Here is a 26,751-nt window from a genome sequence, read left to right on the forward strand (position 1 = left end):
CTTATCCCAATTTTAATAGGTAAGGTAATGCAAACGCCAAGGTCAGCAAAATATACAGCCCCCACACTTTCCATCCATTCTTTGCCAAAAAGGCAAAGAGCAAGAGTAATGCCCACAGGATATATCCGGTAAAAGCTGCTGTGATAACAACGTTCTTCTTTTCAAAAATAAAAGTGAGCATAATATGAAAAGACAGCATAACCGTATAACCGCCAATAAAACCGGCTGTAATCTTTAAAAACCGTTGAAACGGGCTGCTCAAATACTTTTTGTTTGCTGGCATTGTACGATCCGATAAAATTTAGAAAACGACAAATTCAAGAACTAAACCAAGAACCAATACCACAATCAGGTGTTGCCACCGCAAATATTTGTAAGGGTTCAGTAATACTACGACACTTAGCATCGCCATGATATACGCAAATAGCGCAAAAAACCCTGACCCAAGTCCTTGATCCCAAAGGACTATTGCCATCGCCACACACCATATCCCTATACTCACACTCCGGATCAGGCTCTTCTTCCGACTAAGATCTGTCAACCATTTCGGTCTGTTGCTAAACTTTACCCTTTCACTAGAATTGTAAAAGAGAAAAGAGGCAAACAGGATAACAAATAACAGGATCGTGTACATGATAAAATGGCTAATAGGTCGTCCCACAAGCATTTGTGCTATTGGGACGACCATAGATTTTTAATTAATCTAAATGCTCAATAGCAGTAATGGTACCTCCCTCGACTTTCAACCCCTGTGTAGCTGTCGCTGTTGTCGCGTCAATCTTGTAGATATAGCCAACACCAGATGTCAGGTTGACACCGATATAGCCTTTACCATCTCGTTCGCTGTAATTGCTCATACCAGTCAACGACTCGATATCGCTTTCTATAGGCATACCGGTAACCTTTTTGTACGTTTCGTCGATAACATTAATAATTCCGATAGTTTTACCTGTATTATAGGCTCCTTTATCTGCTTTCTTGTCTGAAAGAACTACAAAATTGTTGTCTCCGACATACAGCCAGTCCGTGATATTTAATCCTCCGGAAGCAGCTTCAAAATCAAAATAGTATGAATCAAATTCTGTTGTTCCAGCCTTAATCCGTGTTACCGCAGAAGGCTTCGTCGAATTTAAGGTTGCATCCTTACCATTTTCTGTGGCAACAGAAGCGGAGAAACAGTAGATATCACCATTCTCAACTTCCTCCATACCATCCGTAAAATAACGGCCGATAAAGCTCGTACGGTCGTCCTCGATAACCTTATCTAAAGTCATTGCCGGATAAGAATACACAGCGATCCACGCTTGGTCAGGATAGGCTGTTCCAAAACCAGCATCACAACAGGCTTTAATGGAAAAGAATGGTGCAAATACCTTGTTACCCACTTGCTTGATCCAGCTGAAATGTGCGATTTCGTCGCCTGGCGCGATCTCGCTGGTATTGAGGGAGCCGTTCCCATCGACTTGCATCGAATTAGTGTTAAAGGTGTACCATGTTGCTGTTGGATTAGTCGCGTTACGGGATATCTTTGTCATTAGGATATGATCGTTAACAGGTGTAAAGGCCTGGACAGTCTCGGTAACGGTATTGGCCAGTTTGGTCAACTGGCCATTTTGAATATTGTACACCGTAACCGCACCGGGATTACCTTGTCCGTACAACATACTGAAGAATTTGTTATTATGCGTAAGATAGTAGCGATAGGTACCATCTTGCTCTACGCCTTGACCCTGTGTCGAAATAGTTCCTCCATCCAAACTACTTGCTGTCAACAGATAATCGGCTACACCGGTCGACGCTGCGGGCGTTACGGCTATTATAAAATTACCGGGGTTTGCCGGAGCAGGATCGTCTTTTCCACAGGAAACAAACATCGCGGCAGTGGCGATTGTTAGGATTGCATTTTTAATATTCATTGTTTTTGATTTATGATTTTTTGTTAAAGAAATATCTTAGATTTAAATAGAATGCTCTACCCGGTTTTTGAAGGCTAAAATTATCGACCAGCAAAGCATCTGTTATGTTCCTTGCCTCCAAGCCAATATTATATTTGCCATTATTCAAACTGTACACCAGGTTGATGTCATGACTCAGTTGCCGCGGCACAAATTTTTTCTCATCTGATGCGGCTTTACCTCCCCGACTTGGCCAGTACAACCAGAATTGGTGGACATATAGGAGGTTATAACCAATATTCAAATTATTATGAGGACGACCGATGTTCCGAAAGAAAAGCGAAACGTCAGTATTCCCAAAGAAGTAGGGGATATTAGGCATCTGATCAAGATACACAGGACTCACGCCGTTAAAACCCGGTTCGATCTGCTGCATATTTTGCAAATATTGATACGTCAGGCTACCCCCGGCAGTCAACCAATCTTTATAGGAATATCGTAAATCCGCATCCGCGCCGAAGGTCCGTACGCCCTCTCTGTTATCGGCAACTAGTCTTTGTTGGTTATTTTCGAATCGGGTATAGATGAAGTCATGCGCATACCGATAGATTAAATTTGAATTCAAAACAAAATGGTGGTCCGGCTGAAGCTGGAAAGAATAGATCATCCCTACATTCAAATTGTTGCTTCTTTCTGGAGTAAGGTCTGGATTAGGGGCCTGATTATCCAGATCGCCAAAATATTCAATAGGTGTAGGCATCCTGTTAGTCAATTCATACGAAGCCTTCAGCTGGACTCCATTATTCACGAAATAAGTAGAGGCAAAACCATATCCCCAATTATGCATTTCACTTCGTCCTCTGTCCCCTATGGTATTGATCTGGGCAATATATTTACCAAACGTCGTCAGACTCCACGAATCCTCTATCTGGTATTGATAGCCTATACCCAAAACATTCTTTTGTGTCTTACTGGGCAGCTCATATTGGGCATTCACAGGATCCAATTCATCCGAACCCTTACGGTTGAAGGATGTAAAGACATTACTTAAAGAAAAGTTATGGTGATTATTCAGCGCATAATTGAAGGTAGAGGTGACACTCCCCTCATTATTATTATACTTGTACATACTTCGACGATATTCGCCACTCGTTGACGGCAATACAGTGGTTACACCAAACCAATCAAAGCGTTTATTCACGGTATCTATCGTTTGCTCCCATCCCAAGTTAATATTCGCGTTCAGTGTGACGTCAAGACCTTCGATCAGATCTTTCTTACTATATTTAAATGTGGGCATTACGGTTGTCCCTCTTCGGTGACGACCTCCGTAGACGGATTGCATACGAGCACCTGTCTGGAATTCCTTATAATTCTGTCCCAACACCATGCCCAACAGCAATTGATCCGCAAAGGACTTTCCGACTACGCCGAGGTTTGTGATTAATGTTTCATTGTGGTATGTATCGTGAAAGCGCGGAATTTTGGCGGACTCAGCATAATTACCGCCTCTATTCTCATAAGCTTCTAAATGAACCTTATAGTTGTTGTCCGAATAATTCTGAAAAGCATTCAGCTGTAGCGTCAAGCCGCTTTTACTTGTCACGGCTGTATTGATAACTGTACGGTGTGTGTTAAACGAACCATAGGAATAGGATGCATCCACATAGTTGCGGTGTCGGTTTCCAGTTACAATATTGATGGCTCCACCTAACGCATCCGAACCTAACCAAATAGGGACTACACCTTTGTAAACCTCTACCCGATCGGCAATATTAATCGGTATATTATTGATCTGAAACGACGATCCCATATTATCCATAGGCACACCATCGATAAAAAACCGGATGTGATTACCCGAAAACCCATTTAATGAAAGATTCATGTTGGAACCTAAACCGCCCGTTTCCCGTACACGCACCCCGGCAACTCGATCTAACGCTCCTGCGATATCCAACGTGGTATTGTATAATTTTGAAGCATCTATAGCAGTTACATTGTAAGCCTGACGATTGACCTCCTGCGCTTCTGTCAACCCGAGAACCTGTACTTCTTCGATAGATTTTGCATCTTCTTCCAATACAATATTCAGGGTATTAACACCCGGGGTTAAACTTATACGACGCGTGAAAGGTTGATACCCCACTGCGGACACCTGAACCGTAGCCTCTCTTTTTGATAGCCCTTCGATGGAATACGATCCGTCTGCACTCGACGAGACGACAGTATTGTTGACTTTAATTGTAGCCCGATCTAAGACAGTCTGTTTCGAGGATGTAACGCGTCCCTGTAAGCTAACAGTTTGCTGCTGCGTTTGGGCATTTGTCGCTACTGCAAAAAATAGTAAGGCAGCCAGAAGAATTCTAAAATATTGCATTCTCTATTTACTATTTATCGTACCTGAACAAATGTGGTCGCACCTTGCCATGTCCGTTTAAACGGTTGCTCATGCCAAACACCTTCTTCCCTTTCCATATGAGAGGCTTCGACAACATAATTGCCTTTCCAGATTGCCGGAAAACTGATCTTACCGTCTGCATTGGTCTGAAAGACCTTTGTCCAGCCCTCTCCGCTCATGACGACAACCTCTGCATTGGCCAAAGGCTGCCCCTGCTGAAAGACTACTGCATCGACCGACTCTCCTATCGCATAAGCCCTTGGTGCTGCCTGTACATATAAGGGGAGATCAAGAGGTTTTAAGACGGCATTGCCCACCGCAACTAAGGCTGTCGATGAAAATTCATATTTTGTGGTACCGCCCAGATCTTTGGCGGGATGAACCACGGTAAGTGCATATACACCTTCTTCATCGGGAATAAAAGAAGCCGTAGCATGATCCGCGGATAGACTTTTCTGTAATTGTATTTTCTTTTGGCTCGGCGTAGTCAACCAAATCGTAAACTCCTTGACATCGGAATACCATTTTCCGACTGAATCAATTTCTTGAGAAGCATATTCGCCGTAATAGATTTTGACGTCGTGGGGTGTACCCTTTGTTCCTGAATGAGAGGTTTCGATCCACAGCGCGTGAGCAAAAATAGCTTGACTGCACAGCGTAAATAGCAGGAGAAATGTAGTATATCCTATTGTTTTCATAATATGTTGAGTTGTTGTTAAACATGACAATCACTTCAACTGATTATGAAAGGATGCAATTTTTTTATTATCTTGCTGCACCTTCCATATGTCACAGTATCGGGAGAAATCAGCCCAGCATGCTGAGCTGATTACACTAATATCAGTTGCCGCTGATATTAGGTTGGGCGTCATGCGAAGATTGCCGTCTTCCGCATGGCGCTCTTGTCTTTTATCAGACCTTAAAACAAGAAACTCTTATTTAGACTGATTAAAAACAAAGGCAAATATAAAACGAAATATCCTTTTCACAACATTTATTTTACATTTTTATGAACTCGGCACGAGTATAAGGCCCTATGGTACTTTCAGAGAAGAAAATGATCCATAAAAAAAGCTGCCCTTATATAGAGCAGCTTCACAAAGAATAGTAGCTTTAAGCGTTTCAGAAGTTACTTTAATCCTCGTTTCTTCATTAAATAGACCGGATCAGGATCCTGTCCTCTAAACGCGCGATACATATCCGCCGGATTTTCCGTCCCACCTTTTTCTAAAATATTCTTACGGAATGACGCTGCCGTTGCCGGATCATACAGTCCTTTCTCTTTAAAGGCAGCAAAAGCATCCGAATCCAACACCTCTGCCCAAATGTAAGCATAGTAGCCTGCGGAATAACCTCCAGAGAAAATATGTTGGAAATAGGTACTTCTATAGCGGGGTATAATAGCATCGATTAGCCCGATTTTATCCATAGACTCCTTTTCAAAAGTATTCACATCTCCTGAAATCGGGACTGTAGTGGCGTGATAATCCAGATCCAATAGCGAAGCTGCAACATATTCAGTGGTGGCAAAACCTTGATCGAAGGTACCTGCACTTTCTATCTTCGCAATCAACGAATCAGGAATTGCAGCTCCTGTCTGGTAATGCTTAGCATAAGATTTCAATACTTCCGGATCTGAAGCCCAGTTCTCCATAATCTGTGATGGCAGCTCCACAAAATCGCGTGGAACAGACGTTCCCGCCAACGATTGGTATTTTACATTCGACAATAGCCCATGTAGCGCATGTCCAAATTCGTGAAATAATGTATTGGCCTCGTCGAATGTCAGTAAAGCAGGTTGATCGCCCACAGGTTTTGTAAAGTTACATACAATCGAGATCACCGGAGCAATCCGCTTGTCCCCTTTCTTATACTGACTGCGGTAAGATGTCATCCACGCACCGGAGCGCTTTGATTCTCGCGGAAAAAAATCAGCATATAACAGTCCCAAGTGGGATCCGTCTTTATCTTTTACTTCATAAACTTCGACCTCGGGGTGGTATACCGGAACATTATTTAAGGCGACAAAGGTTAAGCCCCATAGTTTATTCGCTGTGCTAAAAGCACCTTCCCGTACAGCTGACAAACCAAAATAAGGTTTAATTTCTTCTTCATTCAACGCAAAGCGCTTTACACGGATTTTTTCAGCATAATATCTCCAATCGTAAGGTGCCACCTGAAACGTATCTTGTGCAGCTTCAATTTCCTGCTGTATGTCGGCCGCCTCCTCTTTTGCTTTCACCAATGCAGAAGTCCACAATTTATTCAGCAGCGCATATACATTTGCAGGATTTGCTGCCATAGCTTCCTCCAGTACATAAGCCGCATGTGAGTCATATCCCAACAACTTCGCTTTTTCCAACCGTAGGTTGGCAACCTTCAGGAGAACCGCTTTATTATCGTTCGCATTGTCATTATTCCCACGTTGCTGATAAGCCGCCCATATCTGCTGCCGCAATGCCCGATTGTCTGCATATTGCAGAAAAGGCATGATAGAGGAGTTCTGTAAAGTAAACACCCATTTACCCTCCTTTCCTTTTGCAGTCGCCGTTTCCGCAGCAGCCATCTTTAACGCATCAGGTAGCCCTTTCAAGTCCTCTTCCTTATCTACAACCAATTCAAAGGCATTGGTTTCTGCAAGTACGTTTTGTCCAAATTGCGTCGTGAGCACAGCTATTTCAGCATTTATCTTCTTCAACTTTTCTTTATCCACATCCGAAAGGTTGGCTCCCGATCGTACAAAGCTTTTATACGTCTCTTCCAAAAGTTTCGCATCCTCCACATCCAATTTTAACGTCTCTTTCTGCGCGTAAACAGCTTTTACCCGATCAAAAAGTTTTGCATTCAACCGGATCTCATCTCTATGGGCTGAAAGTACCGGTGCCATATCTTTGGCTATGGCCTGAATGCTATCATTCGTATGTGCCCCATTGAGGTTATAAAAAACGGACGATACATTGGTCAATAAGCCACCTGCATGTTCTAAAGCAACTATCGTATTTTGAAAAGAGGGTTCCTCGGCATTGCCAACAACGCTGTCGATCTCTATATTATGCAACTTTAAAGCTTCCGCAAAAGCTGGCCTGAAATGCTCATCTTTTATCTTATCAAAAGGAGGAACTTCAAAAGGGGTTTCATAAGCATTTAACAACGGGTTATCACTGGAATTTGTCTTCTCGCCATCCGTACATCCAACACATATCGAGGCAATAACGAAGAAAGGAACAAAGCTTTTTTTATGCATTATTATTTTATTTTAGTCGTATACTTTTTCCCGGCAAAGGTACAGATTATTAAACGAAAACAGATTTTCCGCTTCTATTATGCGACAGTTTTATCAATCTTTTCATTTCTTTGCATTATGAAACCTGATAAAACGACAATTATAAACGGTCTAACCCTCCTTTTGGGTATAAGTATAACATTATCTTCATTTGCACAGGAGAAACGTGGGCGCGCGCGGGACTTCGGCGTTGTGATCGGCATTTTGCCCACAGGGCAATGGAATGCCATTACCGATGTGCCCGGCGTCAAGGTCGGGCATGTCTCTGTTGTTAAGGGCGATGATATCCGTACTGGAGTCACGGCCATATTACCCCACGATGGAAATATCTTTCAGGATAAAGTCCCTGCCGCGGTGTTCGTAGGCAATGGTTTTGGTAAAATGATGGGTATATCGCAGATCGACGAGCTCGGTAACATGGAAGCACCTATCCTTTTGACCAACACCTTGAATGCCCCTAAAGTGGCTGATGCCGTCTTAGACTATGTGCTTCAGTTGCCGGGCAATGAACACGTACGTTCCGTGAATACGGTCGTCGGCGAGACCAATGATGGCCGCCTCAATGATATCCGGGGGAGGCATGTGCAAAAAGAACACGTATTGCAAGCTATACAAACTGCCCATTCGGGCAAGGTCCCCGAAGGAAATATAGGTGCCGGTGTAGGTACCGAGTGCTTGGGTTTTAAGGGTGGAATTGGGACGGCCTCCCGTAAGCTTCCACCTTCAAAAGGTGGTTATACAGTGGGTGTATTGGCACAAACCAATTTCGGCGGCGTACTCAACATTAATGGTGCTCCCGTAGGCCGGGAACTTCATAATTTTTACATGATGGACAAAAAGGAAACATATAAAGCCGATGGCTCCTGCATGATTGTTATCGCGACCGACGCTCCGCTCTCACCGCGCAACCTCAAGCGTCTGGCCAAGCGTTCTTTTATCGCATTCGGCAATGTCGGCGCCTTTTCCTCCAACGGTTCCGGTGACTATGCTATCGCTTTCTCCACCAATCCTGCCAATCGTGTTCCTTACGATCCAAAAGGCGAGATTGAATTGGACACCAAAGACATCCATAATAGTGCGTTGTCTCCCTTATTCATGGCTGTCTGGGAAGCCACAGAGGAGGCTATTTTAAATTCCTTATTTATGGCGGAAGACCAAACAGGACGGGAAGGTCACTTATTAAAAGCCCTTCCCGTCCCAGAAACTTTAAAAATACTAAAGAAATATAACGCGCTCAGTCACGACAAGTTACCAAAGGCTGTTAAAGATTAACCTATTGGAACTTTTTCGCATTTATCTTACGCTCATTTTCCGTTAAATAAATCTTCCGCAGACGTATAGACTGCGGCGTAACCTCGATATACTCATCGGCTTGTATATACTCCATACATTCTTCCAAGGAGAATTTGATAGCAGGGGCAATGCGCACGTTATCATCCGATCCCGAAGCACGCATATTCGTCAACTGCTTTCCTTTAGTCACATTGATCGTCAAATCATTATCCCGTATATGCTCACCCAAAACCTGTCCTTCATAAATATCCACACCCGGGTCAACGAAGAAACGGCCTCGATCCTGTAATTTATCGATAGAATAAGCCGTAGTTGTTCCCGTATCTAAGGATACCAATACACCGGCCAAGCGACCCGGTATCGTACCTTTCCATGGTTCATAACCTTTCAGGCGGTGCGCCATCACAGCCTCTCCGGCAGTAGCCGTCAATACATTATTACGTAAGCCAATGATACCCCGCGAAGGAATAGAAAACTCCAAGTGCTGCATATCACCTTTGCTTTCCATGACCAACAACTCTCCCTTACGTTGTGTAACCAGCTCGATAACCTTACCCGAAACATCAGCCGGCACATCGACAACAAGCTCCTCAATAGGTTCACACTTTTGTCCGTCAATTTCTTTAACAATAACTTGTGGCTGCCCTACTTGTAACTCATACCCCTCACGACGCATAGTTTCAATCAGTACAGACAAATGAAGTATCCCACGGCCATATACCAACCACGCATCCGGCGATTCCGTAGGCATCACACGTAAGGCGAGGTTTTTCTCCAATTCTTTTTGCAAGCGGTCGTAGATATGGCGAGAAGTGACGAACTTACCCTCTTTACCAAAGAAAGGCGAGTTGTTGATGGTGAACAGCATGTTCATTGTCGGCTCATCGATATGCATAACCTCCAACTGTTCCGGATTTTCAAAGTCGGCAATAGTATCGCCGATCTCAAACCCTTCAATACCGACTACGGCACAGATATCGCCAGCACGCACTTCAGAAACCTTCACTTTCCCTAATCCTTCAAACACCTGAAGTTCTTTCACACGTGATTTGACAATTTTACCATCACGCTTCATCAGCGATACAGGCTGGTTCTCTTTGATCACGCCCCTTGCAACACGACCAATAGCGATACGTCCTACAAACGTGGAGTAGTCCAATGACGTGACCTGCAACTGTAATGTTCCTTCTGATACTTTCGGTGCCGGAATATGTTCCAATATCGCATCCAATAGTGGAGAAAAATCCTGCGTCGGTTGCTTCCAGTCTGTTGACATCCATCCTTGTTTTGACGAACCGTAAAGTACCGGGAAGTCTAATTGCTCCTCAGTTGCCCCCAAGCTAAAAAACAGATCGAATACATTTTCGTATACCTCTTCCGGGCGACAGTTCTCTTTGTCCACCTTATTGACAACGACGATAGGTTTAATACCCAACGCCAATGCTTTACCTGTCACAAAACGAGTTTGTGGCATAGGTCCTTCAAACGCATCTACCAATAACACAACACCGTCCGCCATTTTCAACACCCGCTCGACCTCGCCTCCAAAATCGGCGTGCCCCGGTGTATCGATGATATTAATCTTGGTGTCTTTATATTTTACAGCAACATTTTTAGATACGATTGTAATACCTCGTTCACGCTCCAGATCGTTATTATCCAGAATCAACTCACCCATAGCCTCGTTGTCTCTAAATTGATTGGTAAAGTGTAGGATTTTATCGACTAAGGTTGTTTTACCGTGGTCTACGTGAGCGATAATCGCTATGTTTCTGATATTCTGCATTTGAGCAATGTATAATAAAAAATTGAGGTGCAAAGATATACATTTTGCACCTCAATTTTTAGCATTTTATATTATTTTTTATTAGCCTTTATTTTCATTCTCAAAGACTTACTGCCTACCCTCTATCCTTCATGGATAACTCTCAACTCATTTTAACGTTCAAGGTTTGCTTGCGCCTTTGTCGGCATGAGCGCTTTGACCTCCTTAGGCTCTATTTAACTCCTTGTCTCAAATTTTTGTGCTATTTAAACAAAACTTCAAAGGTTCTGATACTTGGAGCGCTAAAAGATCTTTAGTACATTTGCCTGCGTATGAATAGTTTATCAAATATGAAAATTATTAACTTTTTAACATGTGCTATTTTATTTTTGGTACTTGTAGCGTGCTCAAAAGAAACTGAAACGTCTCCTATAAGTATATCTGATGAAGAAGGCGGATTTTACAACATTCGCTTTTCTGTTAGCGGCTTTACCGAATCCCATCGCCCCTTTGAGAAATTAGCATCAACTTCCGTTTCTGATAAACCAATAGTAAGTGACCTAATTTATACCATTCTCGATAAAGATAAACGACCTATTGATACACTGATGCGTTCCGCAAATCAAAACATAAATAATTTATCGCTAAAGCTCCCCAACGGAAAATATACGATTAGAATTCTTGGATTGAATTTAACCGAGTATATTCCGTCCTATATAAAAAACGAATCCCTAGACTTCTTATTACGCTATCAAACTTTGCCAACTTTTGGCAACAGCTATAATCCAAGTGATATTTTTGTTTTTAATAAAGCCATAGAAGTAACAAAAGACTCTCTATATTCACCTTTTATATTACAACGTTTCAACTCTAAACTAGATTTAAAATTGCTCGATGAAATCCCTTCAAACATCAAGACATTAGAAGTTGCCACACAATCTGCACATCAAATACTTGTAGCTAATAGTAATAGCTTTTCAAATCTTACGAATATAATAACCTACAATTCTAGCAGCTATCGAAGCGTTTATTTTGATATAACACCTTACGGTGGTTTATCAAATCAAATTTTCTCGGCAAATATTCTTACACCAGGACAGGAGTATTCACAACTATCCGAAAAATTACTAACCCTAAAAATATCAGCATACGATGTTGACGACAATTTAGTGGTCACGAAAGAGGTCACCAACGTAAAGTTTACTCCTAATACTATCACGGAATTATCCGGAAAGTTGTTTGATGATGTTGGTAATGAAAAACAAAATTCTTTGTCGGTAATATTTGACGAGAGTTTTTCCACGAATATAATAAAGCAAGAGTTTTAATAAAAGCCCTATTTAAACCTCACTCGCAGCCACTCCGCAGGATAATCGCTGTTTTCACCCATCAAATCTTCCTGCTGTGCCAAAGGTTTTTCAGTAGCTTTATCTTTGTAGTGAAGACGAAGATGTGCTCTAAATTCTTCATTTTCTGCAGGGGAGCCACCAAGTAAAGCCCAGTCTATCGTTAGTTTTGCCGAATATCCCAAATCCTTATCTTTTTCATTATTTATGGTTCCAACGACCTCCATATTCTCCGTTACACCGCTGTGGATCAACCTCCAAGAATAATTTTCCTCCCGATAAATCGTGTATTTTCCATATGCATTCACAGCAATTTTGTAATTACTAAATGCACCGGCCTTGTCTTTTCTGCTGAAAAGTAAAATCGATGCATCCGAGTTCTCAGGAGTAAAGGCCGCGATATTTTGATCAAAATAATAAGTACCTATGATAAAGCTTTTATCGGTATAGCCAAAATTGGTAAAAGTCGAAGCTTGTGTTTTCTTTCCGAGAAACCAATAGTCGTTGTTATCCCTATCAAACCGGGCTACTGTAGCCATCGTAAGATCTCCTTTAGAAATAGATTTGGAATAGTTCAGTCTGCCGGTCATCACGACCACTTTACCACGTTCGGTATCGGTAGCATCCATATAATTAGCAGTACCAGAGGCTATGACTTTGTTGCCCCCAATATCGTCTATCGACCCCCAGTGCCCCACAAAGGGAGAGGTTGCAAAACGGAAATTATCTGCCTTTTTATCGCCGATAAATGTCCAGATACCTTGCTCTCCTTTGTACATACCATTACTCAATACAACCACTTCTCCGGTCTTTAACTTCGTAGAATATGGCCCGTATCCGATAAAATCTTTATTAAGTTGTTTCTTATAGGGATATTCAGGACCTCCTTCATTAGCAATTTTATCTTGGTTCCCACGCCAGTTGACATCTGCATCCGTCTTTACGATCATAGGCGTCTGGTCTACTACCAATCTACCACTCCAAACTTCAATAGGCATGGCAATACCGTTGTTATCGTCCAACCAGACAGCAGTAGGCATCCCGTCGTAAGAAGAACGCTCATCAAAGGTCCGCGAAACCGGTTCAGCATCCTTATAAGTAGCAAGTTTTTTTCCCTGCCAAGTCTCTCCTCCGTCAAACGAACGAATGATCACTGTACGTGGATTGGACACCTTATTTATCACTTCCTGACTGGAAGTGATGTACATCTGTATTTCGCCGGAAGGAAGTTGCAACATTGCCGGCTCCCAGCAACGACCTCTGTATACCTCACGCGGCGCTGTAAAAGTCTTGCCTTTATCATGACTATACATCATCTCCACACCACAGTTTTCGTTGGTATTAGGAATATCATGATATCCATTTTTGTATCGCCATTGGTAAGCAAGCATAATGCGGCCATCCTGTAGCTCGATAAATTCAGGGTTTACAAAGACTTTTTGGTCATTGCCCGCAGTAGAAGTAGTCTTGAATTGCTCACGTAACATCTGCGCATCACTCCAGGTCTTTCCATTATCCTCACTCCGCCTTACATAGATATTCCAACCATAATGGTTATTATTAAAAGTCATCAAAAGCGAACCATCAGATAATCTCTTGATCCTCGGATAATGAAGCTCTGGCTCGACAAAACCTTTATTTGCCACATTTACACTGGACATTTCCTGATAAGTATGGTAATCCCAAGAGATCCGGACATTGGTCTCCCGATCTTTATCTCCGGAAACTTCTTGTCCTTTTGCCTGTGAGGTTGCTTGAGAAAATACGCCCAGCAGCATCAAGGATTTTATAAATGTTTTTGATTGTACCCTCAGATAAGAAAATTTAAATTTCATACGATTAAATAAAAATTACATAAAAACGCTAATAATCTGCTCCTACTATTCAGCAGCTCCTGTCATATTTTTGATAAATTCGACTTCTTTTTCACTATAGGGTGTGCCGTCTTGTCTGAATATATCGTGAAACCAAACCGCTGGCTCTGGTGCACCCTCTTTACTCCCCCAAGGATAATAAAAATTGGCTTTTCCGGCGACCAGTCCGAAACTGATTGCTCCAACATGTTCGTTCTTGAATATGGGCATAGTATTCTCAAATGTCGAGCCTCGCGTCCGACCCATATATTCCGTACATACCATCGGCCGCCGGAAAGCTTTTAACAGTTGGATATATTTTTTTGTTGTTTCGGGGTCATGGTACGAATGGAAAGTGATAATATCACAATTTTCTCCCAGAAAGCTGACGATATCCAGTGCCGTCCTATCGTCACCCGGGATCTTCCAAATTGGCGCAGTCAGAGGCTGTGATGGATTCACACTCCTCGCCCATTCAAAAACTTTTCTTAACAAAGGCAGACTATAAGCACCGCGTTTCGGATTTTCGGGTTCATTATATACCGACCAGAACACAATCCGCCTGTCATCTTTAAATGTACCTATTACATCTTTGATATACTTTTCTAAAGGTTCCCATTTGGAGGAGTCGTTTACAATTTCGGCACCCGGGGATTGCACCCAACCCGAATTGTGAACGCCAGGTATAGGCGGGTTTTGTTTACCAAGCTTAGGGGGTAACGAATCATGAAATGTACCGTTAGTGAAAAACGTAACAATAGCTCGGATATGATGTTTATCCGCAATAGAAAGAAATTGGTCTAATCGTTCTTTAAATCCTTGCGGGTTTTCCTCCCAAACCAAATTGTGCAAGAAAATCCGTACTGTATTAAATCCGATATCTTGCGCCCAACCTAATTCCTTATCTATGGTCTCTGGGTCAAAAGTATCTTCCTGCCATGTCTCTATTTGATTGATAGCTGTAGAAGGCACAAAGTTGCACCCTACGATCCAAGGTTGCTTTTCATACCAATCATTAGCTTTTTTTTCTGACCATCTGATAGATGGATTGTCGGCAGCTACATTATTGGTCTCCCGCTGAACACAGGCGACATGGCTCAGCATGATAGCTATGGCTAATATCCCGAAAGCTAATCTTCCAGATTTAACTCTCTTTTCTTTGATCCGATTCATTTCTTTACGTTTTATTCTGTATCTGTAATTTTCTCATAAAGCCCATTGGCAAGCGTGCTTGCTCCTATTACATTTAAGTGTACACGATCAGCCAATTGAGCTGAAGAAGTGATAATTTTATCCCCTTCGATAAGATGAAGCTTATTATCCGTAGCCTGATATTCCGTCACGATATCTTTCACCACATCCCGAAGTTCCTCCGCTGTCATCCCTGTCGTGGCATTCGAGGTATTCGTAGTATACAAGGCTGTGATACAATATATTTCCGCTGAAGGCTGGTTATTACGGATTTCTGTCAAAAACAACCGATAATCATTATCGATTTCCGTCGCAGTACGATTGCCGGATGAAAAATCATTATAGCCTATTAATACTGTAATGATATCGGCCTGAGGCAACTCTTTAGCCGTTTCAGCCATAGGAATAGATATCTTCGCACCGCTTATTGCCAGATTATACAGACTCATGTCGAGTTTTTGAGCCAATAAAAATGGATAGGTTAAGTAAGTGGCACCTCCTTGCCCTGCCCCATGCGTGATACTGTCTCCAAAACTGATATATATCCCCTTAGGTGTAGGTACATAAGTCACTAGACTGCTTTCACCATCCAATTCTAGTTTCGTCAGCGATACATTCGTGTAGCAGGGTAAAATAACTTCGTATACATATTCCTTGTCAGTAGGCAATGCATTGAGTTCAATCTGCATAGGTGTGTTGACCGCCCCCACAAATTCGACGGTTTTAAAGTTTACCCCATCCCTTAACACCTGAAAAGAACCACTATCATTCATACCTGACTCGCGCGAAAATGTCAAGTGGATAGATGAGCTTCGGGTTTTAAATTGTAGGGAAATACCGGTCGTAGCAAGAGCATAGGTCGTACTAAACCTTCGGACCTCACTTGGTAAAGCCAGCGTCTGTCCAGAAAACCGGGTGAAAGACAACTTTGCCGGTGTGCGGGAAACATACCTCGCTCCCATGACATGGATATTCGTGTTACTCAACGTGATCAACCCTGTCTCCTCTTTTGCTTCAACCTTGGGCCGGGGAGTGATATTTTTATCTTCCTTGCACCCAGAGGCCAAAGGAAATGCCGTTGTTATTAAAAATAGCAATACAATTGCATGTAAACTTTTCTTCATATATGTACAAATTTTGACACTACTCCAGTCTTTTCTCATAAAGTTGTCTTTCAATACTTATCCATTCTGATCTGATAAAGATTTTTTCCGATTTCTTTGACTTTTGAAATTGTCTCGGAGTATACCCTATCGCACACATCCGTCAAACCATCCTGAAAATTCTCACCGTCAAACCTCCCTGTTGTGGCCTGATCAGAAAACTGGTGCCATGCCGTACCGATAATAAAGGGGTTACGCAAAGCTGACCGCACATATTTTTCGTATGCTTGTGCTCTTTCCTGTTGATCTGCTTTTTGATTGAGTCCAGGATGAAACAGACCTCTGTCCAACGCTCCAAAATGAAACTCTCCGATCAATACCGGTTTGTCTATTCCTTCTGGCAGTTTAAAATCCGCCAACGAATCCCAAAAGAGATCAAATGTCAAGACATCACAATATTTTGCAGCAATCTGAAGTACCTTTTCATTTACGGTCACATAACGGCATCCTAAATACAATTTCCCCGGAGCCACTTGTTGCATCACCGTCCCTATATTTTTAAAATATTCTTCTATCAGCACAGCCGAAAACGCCGCACAATCCTTTATCGAACCTTCCGGAGGTTCTTGCTGTGTTGCCAACAGTTCGTCCCAGCTTTTATACGTCGACTTCCAGACTACATTTAAGGCCTCAATTGTGCCATATTTATTTTTCAAATTCGCTATAAATATCTTTTTAGCAGCTTGCTGCGCCGGGGACTTCAACACCCACCGTGCCAAGTCATGATCAGCTCCCCACACCAGTTTGTTGTCAACAAAATACCCATAACACCATGGGCTTAGCAACTCATCTCCTCTTTCTCTCAACTGCTCCGCAAACTTCTCCCCAAAATCTGGATGAAAGGGGTCCTTGATAACATTTAGCCGATCCGGCGCCCCCTCTATACGAGGAGAACCGAGTTCAATCCTGTCACAATAGGGCACACGGTTTTCATGATATATCTCCTTAGCCGATCCAGCAGAGATGGTATTCATACCCCAACTTCGGAGCCTTCTGAACACCATATCACGATAGGCTACACGCCAATCTTCCCCATACTTTATCCGTATATTCGCGGCAGAAAAATCATAGGTTTTGTTTATCCCCCAAGATTGATAGTATCGATACAGAAACTCGTCTTTTGTTTTATAAAATTCACCAAATGGTGCATCTACATCCGGAAGTGCTGAAAAAAAGTTCTCTCTATTATCTATGATCGTTACTGCCGAAGAAGGCGTGACACGCACAACGCCATGCGACCAGAACAAGTATCCATCCGGATCTACCATCCACCATTTTCCATCTACTTTACGGACTTGAAAATTTCCGGTAGCTTCCAGCCTCTTACCTTTTAACCATCCGCCGTACAGGCCTCTGTCAGCAGGCCCCGGGTTACTTTCTATTTCTTCCAATTCACGTTGGAGATCACCGTGGAGATCGCTATCATTTTTTGTCTTTCCAGGCCAATCTTTGTGTATAAACTGCCCATACTTGTCTATAAAGGGAAAGAACTTTTCCTCAGAGAAGGCAAACCATTCCGGAGTAGGCACTTTCGTCCCCTTAACCGCAACGATATTTTTGATTCCTAATCTTGTTCCTTTCAATCCTTTATCAAATGAGATACTTATTCGGTCGATTTTTTCAGGATTTAGGGTAGACGTCACACCGTCTATACTAAAAGGTGTAGCCCGCATACCTGTCATCCGTTTCAATATAGCTGGATAAACAGGAGATGGCACAATTGGAATAATCCACTCCAGCGTCTCCCCTCCTCTTATACTGACTTTTGATTCCAGACTTCCTTCTTCTCTCGACGGCCCTCTACCCGCTATCTTAAGCGTTGCGTTGATATGCTCACGTTTATTAGCATTGACAAGGACAACCTTTAGCTGATTGTATTCCGATAAATCCCAAGAACCGGTTAATTCAAATACAGGAGATACCTGAGTATCGCTCGTATCTTCTATCCAAACTATTTGGTCCTCTATCTCTTCATGGCCGTTAACTGTAAACGCTTCACCAGTGTCTACAGAAAAGATACGGAGCTCCTGGTCAGATCGTGTTGAGCATGCGGACAATAAATACAAAAAAAATACACCGACAAAAACTTTCATTCTTTACAATAATATTTGGATGCCACATCCGTTCTCACTCGTTTCAAAAAGATACCGGTATCCAAGTAGCGGTATTTCGATCTGCAGTATTCGAGATAGCATCTTCCCCGCCCTGCATATCGAACAGGGCCAAATTGACTAATAGATCCCCGGAAAGGTTAAGCTGCGACTTTGGAATGGCAACCTCGACCAAATATCCGTTGTCCTCATCACTGTTATCCGATAGCGAGCCATCATAAGAACTACTAACCGATACGTTCATAGCTGTTTCACGCCAACCGCCACCGTAGACATCTGTACTCTTCAACCCACTATGTGATACCCGGATCCGCCGTGAATCTGCACCTACCTGGCCATTTCCTCCTGACGGAGAAAGAAAGATGCTTACATAGTCATCCTTGGAGATTTGTTTATCCCATACTTCGACCAAAAAGTAAACATTATCGTTATCGGCAGCACAGCGTAAGGTCGCTTGTGCCTGAGACTTTTGACCTACAAACAGTGCTTCATCTGTATTCTTCCATTCGGTATTGTCTCCATCGACGTTTACCGTCCGGGAGATTGCAGTTAGACCGTGATTCAAACTAAAGCGTGCCAACATAATTGCTCCCGAAGTATGCATAGCACCGATGATCTGATGCGTATCAATCATTTCCATTGTACCCCAAAAACCTGTTTTGGAGAAAGGAGTATATGGCTCTCCGAAGCTCCTTGCAGTAGCATCTCCCAGCCGCAATGTAAAGCGCGAGGTTGTATTATACGATAAAGCCGTTTCCCCGGATGGAAACTGAACCAAACTCGGTGCCGCACCAGCAAACACATAGTTATTTCGATCTGCAGGACCTTCCTCGGTTTCCGATAAATGTGGCCATTGGCCATCATCGCCCGAATAAGCAAGTGACAGGTAATAGTTGGTCGTATTATTATGTGCTTCTGTCGCCGCCACAAGTTTATTGCTATTATTGAGCTTAATTACGCCAGGCATCTGGTCAGTAAATAGGCTAACACCATTTTGCTCGCCAAATTTCTTCCGGATTACCCGATAAGGCGCATTGCCAAAGGATGGGGTCCAGGTCTGTCCATTATCATTGGACGTAATCAAAGCTGTTCCGGTATTATACTCTGCAATATGCGTACGGGAATCCGTAAAATAGCAGTGGATCTCACCCGATGGCAGCTGCAACAGATGGGGCTCCCAGTTCGTACCCTGATAAATCTCAACAGGGCTGCCCCATGTTACACCATTATCCGTACTCCGACGCAAAATCAACCCGTTGTCTAAAGGCCGAAGTCGATATTCTGTATTCGCTCGATAAGACGCTACAGCAATAATATCCCCATTAGCAAGCACCAGCGCATTACATGTCGAAAAACGGCGCTCATTGTTTGCTCCAGTCTGATCGACAATGGGGTGACGGGCAAACAATCGATCACCTCCGGTCCATGTATGTAGATCCGAGCTCGTAACGTAATAAGTATCTGCGCCTATCTGGTTATTCTGATAGAACATGATATATTTGCCGTTTGCCATCTTCTTTACACGCGGATATACAGGAGCACTTATTTGGGTCTCGTTAGCACCGATTTCCACATAGCTGCGAAAATTCATCATCAAAGACGAGCGCTCTGTTATACCAGCGTGCGAATTGATTTCCGAACTTCCCTGATTCAGGTTTTCGATAGGTGTCAAATTCAGCTGTTGTTGTTTGCCTGTCCCTCCGGTATCCACATTGTTTGTGGGGTCGCCCGATTTGCTGCAAGAGCTCGCAATACAACAAAGCGCCAATAACGTATAGTTTATAATTTTCATTTCTTATCCTTTCTATTTCCAATCGTCGTTTTGATCAAGATTGGTATTTCGTTCTGTTTCAGATGATGGGATTGCCCACTTCAGATATGCCGAACCACCCCATTGGTAGGTGTATACAGGAGCTCCCCATACCTCGAGCAAACCGTTGCCTGACGCAAATTTCGTCTCCTGCCATGTCCCCCAACGTAGTTCATCGTAATAAAGCTGCTCTTCACCCGCAAGTTCCCATTTTTTCTCCTTACGAATTCTTGGCCGTAGGTCATCCGAACTGTTCACCGCAACATAGGCATTTCCAGGTTCGTTCAGAAGCGCCACATTCGCACGGTCACGAACCTGGTTGACAAAGACAATAGCATCCTGATATCTTCCCTGTTCGTTCAATGCCTCCGCAAGTCCGAGCAATACATCTGCATAGCGAAATATAGGAACATCCACAGGATTAAAGCTTACATTGAGAAACTGCCGACCCTCAGTAACAAATTTGCGGATCGAATAGAGCATATAGGTATTGGAATTTGTTTGTAGATCAAACGGTGCAGAAGCGCTGCTACGGAAAGGCCATCTCGATGCGTAGTCGATCGCCGCTCCCGAAAAGCCACCTGAATAGATAGAATAGGGTGTAATAACCGTCGCTTCCATTCGTGGATCACGGTTGGTATAAGCCCCCCTAATACGTGCTTCGTTGCCCGTCGGTAAATATTCACTCATTTCCGCACCATATGTCTGCATAGCCGTCTGTTCTGGTGAAGTGATATTATCGCGTAGAAAATAAACACTTCGGGCTTTCGGTTCCATGGAATTATAGCCGGGAATGACATCCTCCCAATCAAACGGCTTACCATCTGCCCATTCGTACGACTCCACAAAGCGTGTATTCATAAAGAACGACGAATTACCGGATCCTGTTGTCATACGATTACCATACGTCCGACTAAATGTATTTCCCATGCCCGATAACTCCTCCATCTGCACACTGAAAATCATTTCATCGCTTTTCTCTTGTGCTAGTTTGAACAGATTGGCATAGCTTCCGGTATATAATGTATATCCCTGCGTACCAACCTCACGAAAATCAGCCTCGGCTAAATCCCATTTCTTCAGCCATAAATATACTTTACCCCGTAGCGTGTAAACTGCACCTTTAGTTACACGACCATAGTCACTGCTATTAGATGCATACTTTTCCGGCAACTCTGGCGTATTGATACAATCTGTCAGATCCTGAATGATTGTATTCCAAACATCCACTTCAGAAGACCGACTACGTGTATATTCCGCATTGGGCAGATTTTCCAAATAAACAGGTACCCCACGCCACAAACTATTCAATCGGTAGTAATGATAGGCCCGGAGAAACTTACACTCCGCGATACGCTGTGCTTTCAGTTCGTCACTCATATCAGGTACACGCTGTATATTATTGATCACATCATTTGTACGGTTTACCCCCTCATACAAACGTTGCCAATACCTTAGAAACATACCGTTATTCGGCTGGATTGTTCCAAGAAGGTAAGAATAATTGAGTGAAACATTCGCATCGGAAGGATCCATCACCGAAGATAGCGCATCCCAATTAATAATTTCCGTTCCAAAGTTGCTATAGTCGTATCTTAGGTTGCTATATGCTCCATTGACCACCGATTCCGCCAAAGCCGCCGAGGTAAACACATTTTCAGAGGAAATTTCATCGTAAGGACTCCTGTCCAAAAAACTGCTACATCCAGCTATCAGGCAAAGTAGGGGAGAAAGCCAATATATTTTAACGAATTTTTTCATAATAAAATACTTTATAGTTTAATATTAAGGCCGATGGAGTATTGACTCAAATTAGAATAGAACTGTAATGTTTCTGTAAACTCAGGATCCATTCCCGGAAACTTGGTGAATGTGAGCAGGTTCTCACCACTAACATACAGCCGTACATCCTGGAAACCGATCTGTCCAATCCACCTTTTCGGTATCGTATACCCGAGAGTCAGATTCTTCAACTTAAGATAGTTTGCCTTGTAAAGCCATAGATTGGAATAATTTGAACCGCCATTTTGTTCTGAACCATAGTTCATGGTCAGACGGCCATGTTGTGATGTCACATTCGTGCGGGGATCGTTAGGGTTTAACGGATCGTAAAAGTAGTGATCATAGGCAATCTCTTGTGGTATTGTCAGATCAGCCCGCGTCGAATAGGCATTAATTCCCGGAAACCTATAATAAACCGAATGGCCACCTGCACCTGCCCATAGTGTCGACAGACTGATACCCTTCCATGCCATATTCAGCTGAAAACCGTAGGTATATTTAGGTGTCATCGCTACATTTTGGAATGTATAGTCATTCGGATCACCGTAGACGCCATCGCCATTTACATCATCATAAATATAATCTCCATACCAAACGCCTTTCTTGTTGATATTCCTATTTGGTAAAAATATGCTGCCCGCATCGACCATCGCCTGTAACCACTGCATATCATCCTCCGTCCGGATCATACCATCCTGAGGACCACCATTCGGGTTGACAGATCCGTCATTGAAGAAATAAGATTGGTCGCCGGAGTACGTATTCAGCAGATAATACTCATTGATCAATTTGCCTTCCATAGTACGGCGTTCGTTGCCAACTACCGTCGCCACATCGCCTATGTTCGTTTCGTACGTTCTTAACCCATTTTCATCCATCACCCAGCCAGCCTTAAGTGCTCCTTGGTATTTGCTAACCTGATTGTAGTTTCGTGTAAAGTTGGCAGACACGCCGTAACTAAAGTCTTTGATTTTGTCACGCCATCCAAGTGTAAACTCCATACCCTTGTTCGTCACTTCGGCAATATTTTGATAAGGCGGCGATTTAACCCCGACTGTCGCATACACCGGCGCGCGAAACAAGATACCATCCGTCACTTTGTTATAGAAGTCTGTTTCGAAACTAAGACGATTATTTAATATCCCCAATTCGACACCTATGTTAGACATCGTTGTCGTTTCCCATTCCAGGAGGTTGTTGGATAGCGAAGCGATCAGGCCCGGTGCCTGGGCACCGCCAAAGGAGTAAGCTGTTCCAGAAGCATATGTTGCCTGGTAGTCGTAATTCCCTATACTGTGATTACCAAGTTTTCCCCAAGATCCGCGTAATTTGAGGTTGTCGATTTTAGAGCCCTCCATAAATGACTCCTGATCAATGCGCCAGCCAGCAGATACCGATGGAAATACACCCCAACGTGATTGTCGTGCAAAACGCGATGAACCATCGTAGCGGAGATTCATCTCCAATAGATAGCGGTTGTCGTAAGCATACTGCATCCGTCCAAAAAACGACTGTGTAGCAAAATCCGTCTGCGACCCCTCAATAGCGACCATATTACTTACGGTGTTGAGTTCCACAAGCTTATCACTCAGAAAGCCATTTTTCTCTACAAAAGAATTATCGCTGTTGGCATATAAAGCTTCAAAGCCCAATAAAGCCGAAATATCATGTTTTTGTGCAAAGGTACGATTCCAAGAGAGTGTGCTCTGTGCCGTCCAACGGCGGGAATTATCATTACGTACCCGAAGCAGCAATTTTTCCAGGTCTTGGTAATAATAAGCCCAATCTCCTGTTCGGAAAGAAAAAGCATCTAGCGTACGCGTATTAAACTTATAGCCCCCATTCTGTCTGATATAGTTTAACGACACATTATACTTCAATGAATACGGCAGTGTCACATCGGCAAATAGCGTGGAGTTGGTATAAAACGTTCTATCCAACCCGTCTACCCGATCTGCAAAATAAAGATTGTTACGCGAATTGGAACTCTGTTCAGGATTTTCTGTCCACCCATACTTTCCATCATAATAGGGATAAATACCGGGAACGCCGCGCGTCATAAAACTAAAAGCATTATCCAGATCATTCATCTGTAAGGAATTTTCGTACCCCCACAGTTTGGCTCCGACTTCCAGCCAATTGTTGACTTTAGAGGATACATTGGCACGCAACATTACTTTTTTCATGCCCGAATTCATCATAATACCAGGATTATCGATATACGAGACAGACGTCAGGTAACTGGTACCTCCGGATGAACCAGACACAGAAAGGGCATGCCGCTGATAAATTTCATCATTGAAAAAGGCATCCATCCAATCGGTGTTTGGATAGGCGACGTAATTGGGGTATCCCGAGTCTGCAATCCCGTTCGGGTCCTTTTCCTTTTCTCGCCAAAGATCAATCATGGCTTGCGAAAATGGAAGAGCCACATCAATATTTTCAGCTGATTCGTTGATCAGCGACATATAATCTGCATAATTTGATACAAGGTCTACATAATTCTGGGGGTTATTCAAAGAAACGATACTGTTAAAAGAAACTGTAGGTTTTGAAGCACCGGACTTCGTTGTAATTAAGATAACGCCATTTGCAGCCCTGTTTCCATAGATGGCACTTGAAGCAGCGTCCCGCAGTATTGACATGCTTTCGATATCATCCGGATTGACATTTCCTATTGTCGTCTCAAAACCATCCACAATCACCAGTGGCGCTGAATTATTGAGCGTTCCGACACCACGCACACGCAGCAATACCCCCTCACTTCCAGGTCTTCCAGATGGCTGTTGTACAGCCAAACCCGGACTCAGGCCCGCAAGAGCACCTGCTGTTGTTGTAATCGGCCGAGACGCCGCTTGTTCACTGTAGTTTACAGAGGTTACCGCCCCTGTCACATTTGTTCGCTTTTGCGTACCGTAACCAACGACAACGACATCTTCAAGAACATTCGATTGCCTAATCATCGTCACTTCCAAAAAGGATCGACCTCGAACAGCAACTTGTTGCTCGTCATAGCCAATATAACTAACAACCAGTATATCGTCGGGCCCACACGCAATCTCAAACTCCCCCGCCGTATCCGTGTTTACAACACGAGTATCGTTTTGTACTTTTACAGAGGCTCCACTAAGCGGATTCCGATCATCATCGGTAACTTTTCCTCTAATTCTGTTCATTTGTTGTGACCATACTACCTGTATGGATAACAGACAGAAAATCAACAATAATGGATATTTAAATCTCTTCATAAAGCTTTATTTTTGGCAATCTTTTATGTACTACTACCTACTCAATTCATGGAAAAAGAAACACTCGTTACCTCGGATCCCGCAAGATAGAGATAAAACGGAGCCCCATAATTGCCACCGCTGGTCCACGGTGTACTACGTACAGCAACCTTAGTATCCGTATCAGCCTGAATCGTCCCATCTGCACATACGATTCGAATCTTGACATATCCACTTTGGATCGCTTCAGTAAATACCATGGTATGTTCAATAACCTTTCCGCCACGGATTAGAGAGAACGTCGCTTCACGCGTGTAAGCTGGATCATAACACGTCACATTGGTTTTATTCGATTTCCACACCTCCCCATCGAGATATTCGATATTCCAGAATACAGGCCCCTGACGCGTGTACATCGGGAATTTAACGGTCACAGCTGTGCCGGCCTCAAATTTTTTCACAGGCAGAACAAATTCAAAATAATCGCCCGTCCAAATCCCCTTAATACCCGGACTGCTAATATCGCCCGAGTTTACAGACTCTAAAATTTGAGTTGCCGTTGTAGACGGGTCCGAAACCTTATTCCATTGGGCATAAGCCTGTGTCTGAGAAGGACACGTCCATATTCCCTCACTAACCCACCGAGGTTGAGTTGACGCCGTAAAGTTAGGTACATCATTTGTTTTTCCAAGAGGGAAGACAACCGGAAAATTCACCGGAATAATGCCGTCATTATCTCGACTTAGATATTGCGTCAAAACCTCCCCCCCAGCAAGTGTTGTTCCTTCGTCATCTTCACTTCCAAGAATATTGATCGTTGTCTCATCCCCCGATAAATCACGGATCACAACATCCATCCCGCCTATTGGCACCATAAAGGGCGCTACCGCCAATGATACTTTTGTAAATGCATCGGAAAGAATAATCCCTGTTTCTCCAAAATCCAACTCTACTTCGTTGGCTTGGAGGCTGGTATTACTGGTAAATACACCTGTCTCCAAATTATATATACCTCCATCAGCCAACACACCACTAAAATTATCAGCAACAGCGGCCTTCAATGTCAATGATTGAATGACAGAGTTACCATCTTCATCAAGGATATCATTGGGCAGATAAAGCTCAACGATGCTAAATACACCCTTGAAATCTAAGTCAACCGTTGGCACAACGCTTGTTACCGATTTGCTCGCGACATACAATCCATAATTTCCCACACCCGCAGCATGGAATTGCTTCTTCGGCACTTGTACGCCTACTGTCGAAATATCACTGCTTGCGTCAGCATATGGAAAGTAAGCGTAAAATCGGAAATTATGATCATCTGCCGTTGCAATAATCTGGTCATCATCCGATGCATTTGTAAAATAAACCTCGCCACCTTCTACCCTTGCTACATATTTCGCATTTTCGTTTACGCTCATCCCGATGTCCTGTACGTTATCACGTGTACACAAACTGTAAATGCCGATCTCATCACCCTCATTCCATGACCTGTCGTCCAGGTCACTCCCAAAGTTTACGTTAAGCGTGTCAAATTCCAGACTATTATTATTGTCCGAGTTTTTTTTACAGCCCATCATTGACAAAGCAAGAATAAACATTGTAAAAATTGTTTTTCCTTTCATAATAGT

The 26,751-nt window shown here is 43.1% G+C and carries 17 protein-coding genes; 2 read left to right on the plus strand and 15 right to left on the minus strand.

Annotated elements, in window-relative coordinates; genetic code table 11:
• Nucleotide 1 precedes the first annotated feature (1 nt).
• From G5B30_RS02855 to G5B30_RS02880, 6 genes are all read right to left on the minus strand, one after another.
• On the minus strand, nt 2–283 hold the full coding sequence (locus G5B30_RS02855; protein ID WP_165318461.1) for a hypothetical protein: 282 nt from the start codon (nt 281–283) through the stop codon (nt 2–4).
• Nucleotides 284–301: 18 nt separating this feature from the next.
• Entirely contained in the window at nt 302–634 is a 333-nt protein-coding gene (locus G5B30_RS02860; protein ID WP_206366987.1) for a hypothetical protein, read from the minus strand.
• 64 nt (nt 635–698) lie between these two features.
• Nucleotides 699–1,916, minus strand: coding sequence for a DUF4374 domain-containing protein (locus G5B30_RS02865; RefSeq protein ID WP_165318463.1), 1,218 nt, complete (start codon nt 1,914–1,916; stop codon nt 699–701).
• A 10-nt stretch (nt 1,917–1,926) separates the two neighbouring features.
• Nucleotides 1,927–4,272, minus strand: coding sequence for a TonB-dependent receptor plug domain-containing protein (locus G5B30_RS02870; protein WP_165318464.1), 2,346 nt, complete (start codon nt 4,270–4,272; stop codon nt 1,927–1,929).
• Nucleotides 4,273–4,286: 14 nt separating this feature from the next.
• Nucleotides 4,287–4,991 (minus strand): DUF4198 domain-containing protein, encoded by a 705-nt coding sequence (locus tag G5B30_RS02875; protein WP_165318465.1) that lies wholly within the window; start codon nt 4,989–4,991, stop codon nt 4,287–4,289.
• Between the two features lie 431 nt (nt 4,992–5,422).
• Nucleotides 5,423–7,537 carry a M3 family metallopeptidase gene (locus tag G5B30_RS02880; RefSeq protein WP_165318466.1) on the minus strand — a complete coding sequence of 705 codons (2,115 nt, stop codon included), beginning with the start codon at nt 7,535–7,537 and terminating at the stop codon, nt 5,423–5,425.
• 117 nt (nt 7,538–7,654) lie between these two features.
• On the opposite strand from G5B30_RS02880, the gene G5B30_RS02885 reads away from it, so the two are divergent.
• On the plus strand, nt 7,655–8,848 hold the full coding sequence (locus G5B30_RS02885) for a P1 family peptidase (RefSeq protein WP_206366988.1): 1,194 nt from the start codon (nt 7,655–7,657) through the stop codon (nt 8,846–8,848).
• A 1-nt stretch (nt 8,849) separates the two neighbouring features.
• Here G5B30_RS02885 and typA read toward each other — a convergent pair whose 3' ends face one another.
• Entirely contained in the window at nt 8,850–10,655 is a 1,806-nt protein-coding gene (typA, locus tag G5B30_RS02890; protein WP_165318467.1) for a translational GTPase TypA, read from the minus strand.
• A 329-nt stretch (nt 10,656–10,984) separates the two neighbouring features.
• Here typA and G5B30_RS02895 point away from each other — a divergent pair, with 329 nt between their 5' ends.
• Nucleotides 10,985–11,962: a hypothetical protein gene (locus G5B30_RS02895; protein WP_165318468.1), complete on the plus strand. Its 978-nt coding sequence runs from the start codon at nt 10,985–10,987 to the stop codon at nt 11,960–11,962.
• Between the two features lie 8 nt (nt 11,963–11,970).
• Here the strand turns inward: G5B30_RS02895 and G5B30_RS02900 are convergent, their stop codons facing one another.
• From G5B30_RS02900 to G5B30_RS02935, 8 genes are read right to left on the minus strand one after another with little or no spacing between them, the layout of a single operon-like run.
• Nucleotides 11,971–13,815 (minus strand): sialidase family protein, encoded by a 1,845-nt coding sequence (locus G5B30_RS02900; RefSeq protein WP_206366989.1) that lies wholly within the window; start codon nt 13,813–13,815, stop codon nt 11,971–11,973.
• A gap of 45 nt (nt 13,816–13,860) precedes the next feature.
• Nucleotides 13,861–15,006: a glycoside hydrolase family 2 TIM barrel-domain containing protein gene (locus G5B30_RS02905; protein ID WP_206366990.1), complete on the minus strand. Its 1,146-nt coding sequence runs from the start codon at nt 15,004–15,006 to the stop codon at nt 13,861–13,863.
• An 11-nt stretch (nt 15,007–15,017) separates the two neighbouring features.
• Entirely contained in the window at nt 15,018–16,148 is a 1,131-nt protein-coding gene (locus G5B30_RS02910) for an SGNH/GDSL hydrolase family protein (RefSeq protein WP_165318469.1), read from the minus strand.
• Between the two features lie 50 nt (nt 16,149–16,198).
• Nucleotides 16,199–18,280 (minus strand): hypothetical protein, encoded by a 2,082-nt coding sequence (locus G5B30_RS02915; RefSeq protein ID WP_165318470.1) that lies wholly within the window; start codon nt 18,278–18,280, stop codon nt 16,199–16,201.
• A 43-nt stretch (nt 18,281–18,323) separates the two neighbouring features.
• Entirely contained in the window at nt 18,324–20,090 is a 1,767-nt protein-coding gene (locus G5B30_RS02920; RefSeq protein ID WP_165318471.1) for a sugar-binding protein, read from the minus strand.
• A 12-nt stretch (nt 20,091–20,102) separates the two neighbouring features.
• The gene (locus tag G5B30_RS02925) at nt 20,103–21,869 is read right to left on the minus strand and encodes a RagB/SusD family nutrient uptake outer membrane protein (protein WP_165318472.1); all 1,767 of its coding nucleotides are present in this window, start codon (nt 21,867–21,869) and stop codon (nt 20,103–20,105) included.
• 11 nt (nt 21,870–21,880) lie between these two features.
• A complete protein-coding gene (locus G5B30_RS02930) occupies nt 21,881–25,138 on the minus strand; it encodes a SusC/RagA family TonB-linked outer membrane protein (RefSeq protein ID WP_206366991.1) in 3,258 nt (1,085 codons plus the stop codon).
• Nucleotides 25,139–25,179: 41 nt separating this feature from the next.
• Complete coding sequence (locus tag G5B30_RS02935; RefSeq protein ID WP_165318473.1) at nt 25,180–26,745, minus strand: fimbrillin family protein; 1,566 nt, start codon at nt 26,743–26,745, stop codon at nt 25,180–25,182.
• Nucleotides 26,746–26,751 lie beyond the last annotated feature (6 nt).

This window comes from Sphingobacterium sp. SGG-5 (assembly GCF_011043525.1).
Lineage (GTDB): Bacteria > Bacteroidota > Bacteroidia > Sphingobacteriales > Sphingobacteriaceae > Sphingobacterium.

Excerpts from the sequence above, each read along its gene's own strand:
- G5B30_RS02855 (WP_165318461.1), bottom strand. The coding sequence starts at position 283 with ATGCCAGCAAACAAAAAGTATTTGAGCAGCCCGTTTCAACGGTTTTTA.
- G5B30_RS02860 (WP_206366987.1), bottom strand. The coding sequence starts at position 634 with ATGTACACGATCCTGTTATTTGTTATCCTGTTTGCCTCTTTTCTCTTT.
- G5B30_RS02865 (WP_165318463.1), bottom strand. The coding sequence starts at position 1,916 with ATGAATATTAAAAATGCAATCCTAACAATCGCCACTGCCGCGATGTTT.
- G5B30_RS02870 (WP_165318464.1), bottom strand. The coding sequence starts at position 4,272 with ATGCAATATTTTAGAATTCTTCTGGCTGCCTTACTATTTTTTGCAGTA.
- G5B30_RS02875 (WP_165318465.1), bottom strand. The coding sequence starts at position 4,991 with ATGAAAACAATAGGATATACTACATTTCTCCTGCTATTTACGCTGTGC.
- G5B30_RS02880 (WP_165318466.1), bottom strand. The coding sequence starts at position 7,537 with ATGCATAAAAAAAGCTTTGTTCCTTTCTTCGTTATTGCCTCGATATGT.
- G5B30_RS02885 (WP_206366988.1), top strand. The coding sequence starts at position 7,655 with ATGAAACCTGATAAAACGACAATTATAAACGGTCTAACCCTCCTTTTG.
- typA (WP_165318467.1), bottom strand. The coding sequence starts at position 10,655 with ATGCAGAATATCAGAAACATAGCGATTATCGCTCACGTAGACCACGGT.
- G5B30_RS02895 (WP_165318468.1), top strand. The coding sequence starts at position 10,985 with ATGAAAATTATTAACTTTTTAACATGTGCTATTTTATTTTTGGTACTT.
- G5B30_RS02900 (WP_206366989.1), bottom strand. The coding sequence starts at position 13,815 with ATGAAATTTAAATTTTCTTATCTGAGGGTACAATCAAAAACATTTATA.
- G5B30_RS02905 (WP_206366990.1), bottom strand. The coding sequence starts at position 15,006 with ATGAATCGGATCAAAGAAAAGAGAGTTAAATCTGGAAGATTAGCTTTC.
- G5B30_RS02910 (WP_165318469.1), bottom strand. The coding sequence starts at position 16,148 with ATGAAGAAAAGTTTACATGCAATTGTATTGCTATTTTTAATAACAACG.
- G5B30_RS02915 (WP_165318470.1), bottom strand. The coding sequence starts at position 18,280 with ATGAAAGTTTTTGTCGGTGTATTTTTTTTGTATTTATTGTCCGCATGC.
- G5B30_RS02920 (WP_165318471.1), bottom strand. The coding sequence starts at position 20,090 with ATGAAAATTATAAACTATACGTTATTGGCGCTTTGTTGTATTGCGAGC.
- G5B30_RS02925 (WP_165318472.1), bottom strand. The coding sequence starts at position 21,869 with ATGAAAAAATTCGTTAAAATATATTGGCTTTCTCCCCTACTTTGCCTG.
- G5B30_RS02930 (WP_206366991.1), bottom strand. The coding sequence starts at position 25,138 with ATGAAGAGATTTAAATATCCATTATTGTTGATTTTCTGTCTGTTATCC.
- G5B30_RS02935 (WP_165318473.1), bottom strand. The coding sequence starts at position 26,745 with ATGAAAGGAAAAACAATTTTTACAATGTTTATTCTTGCTTTGTCAATG.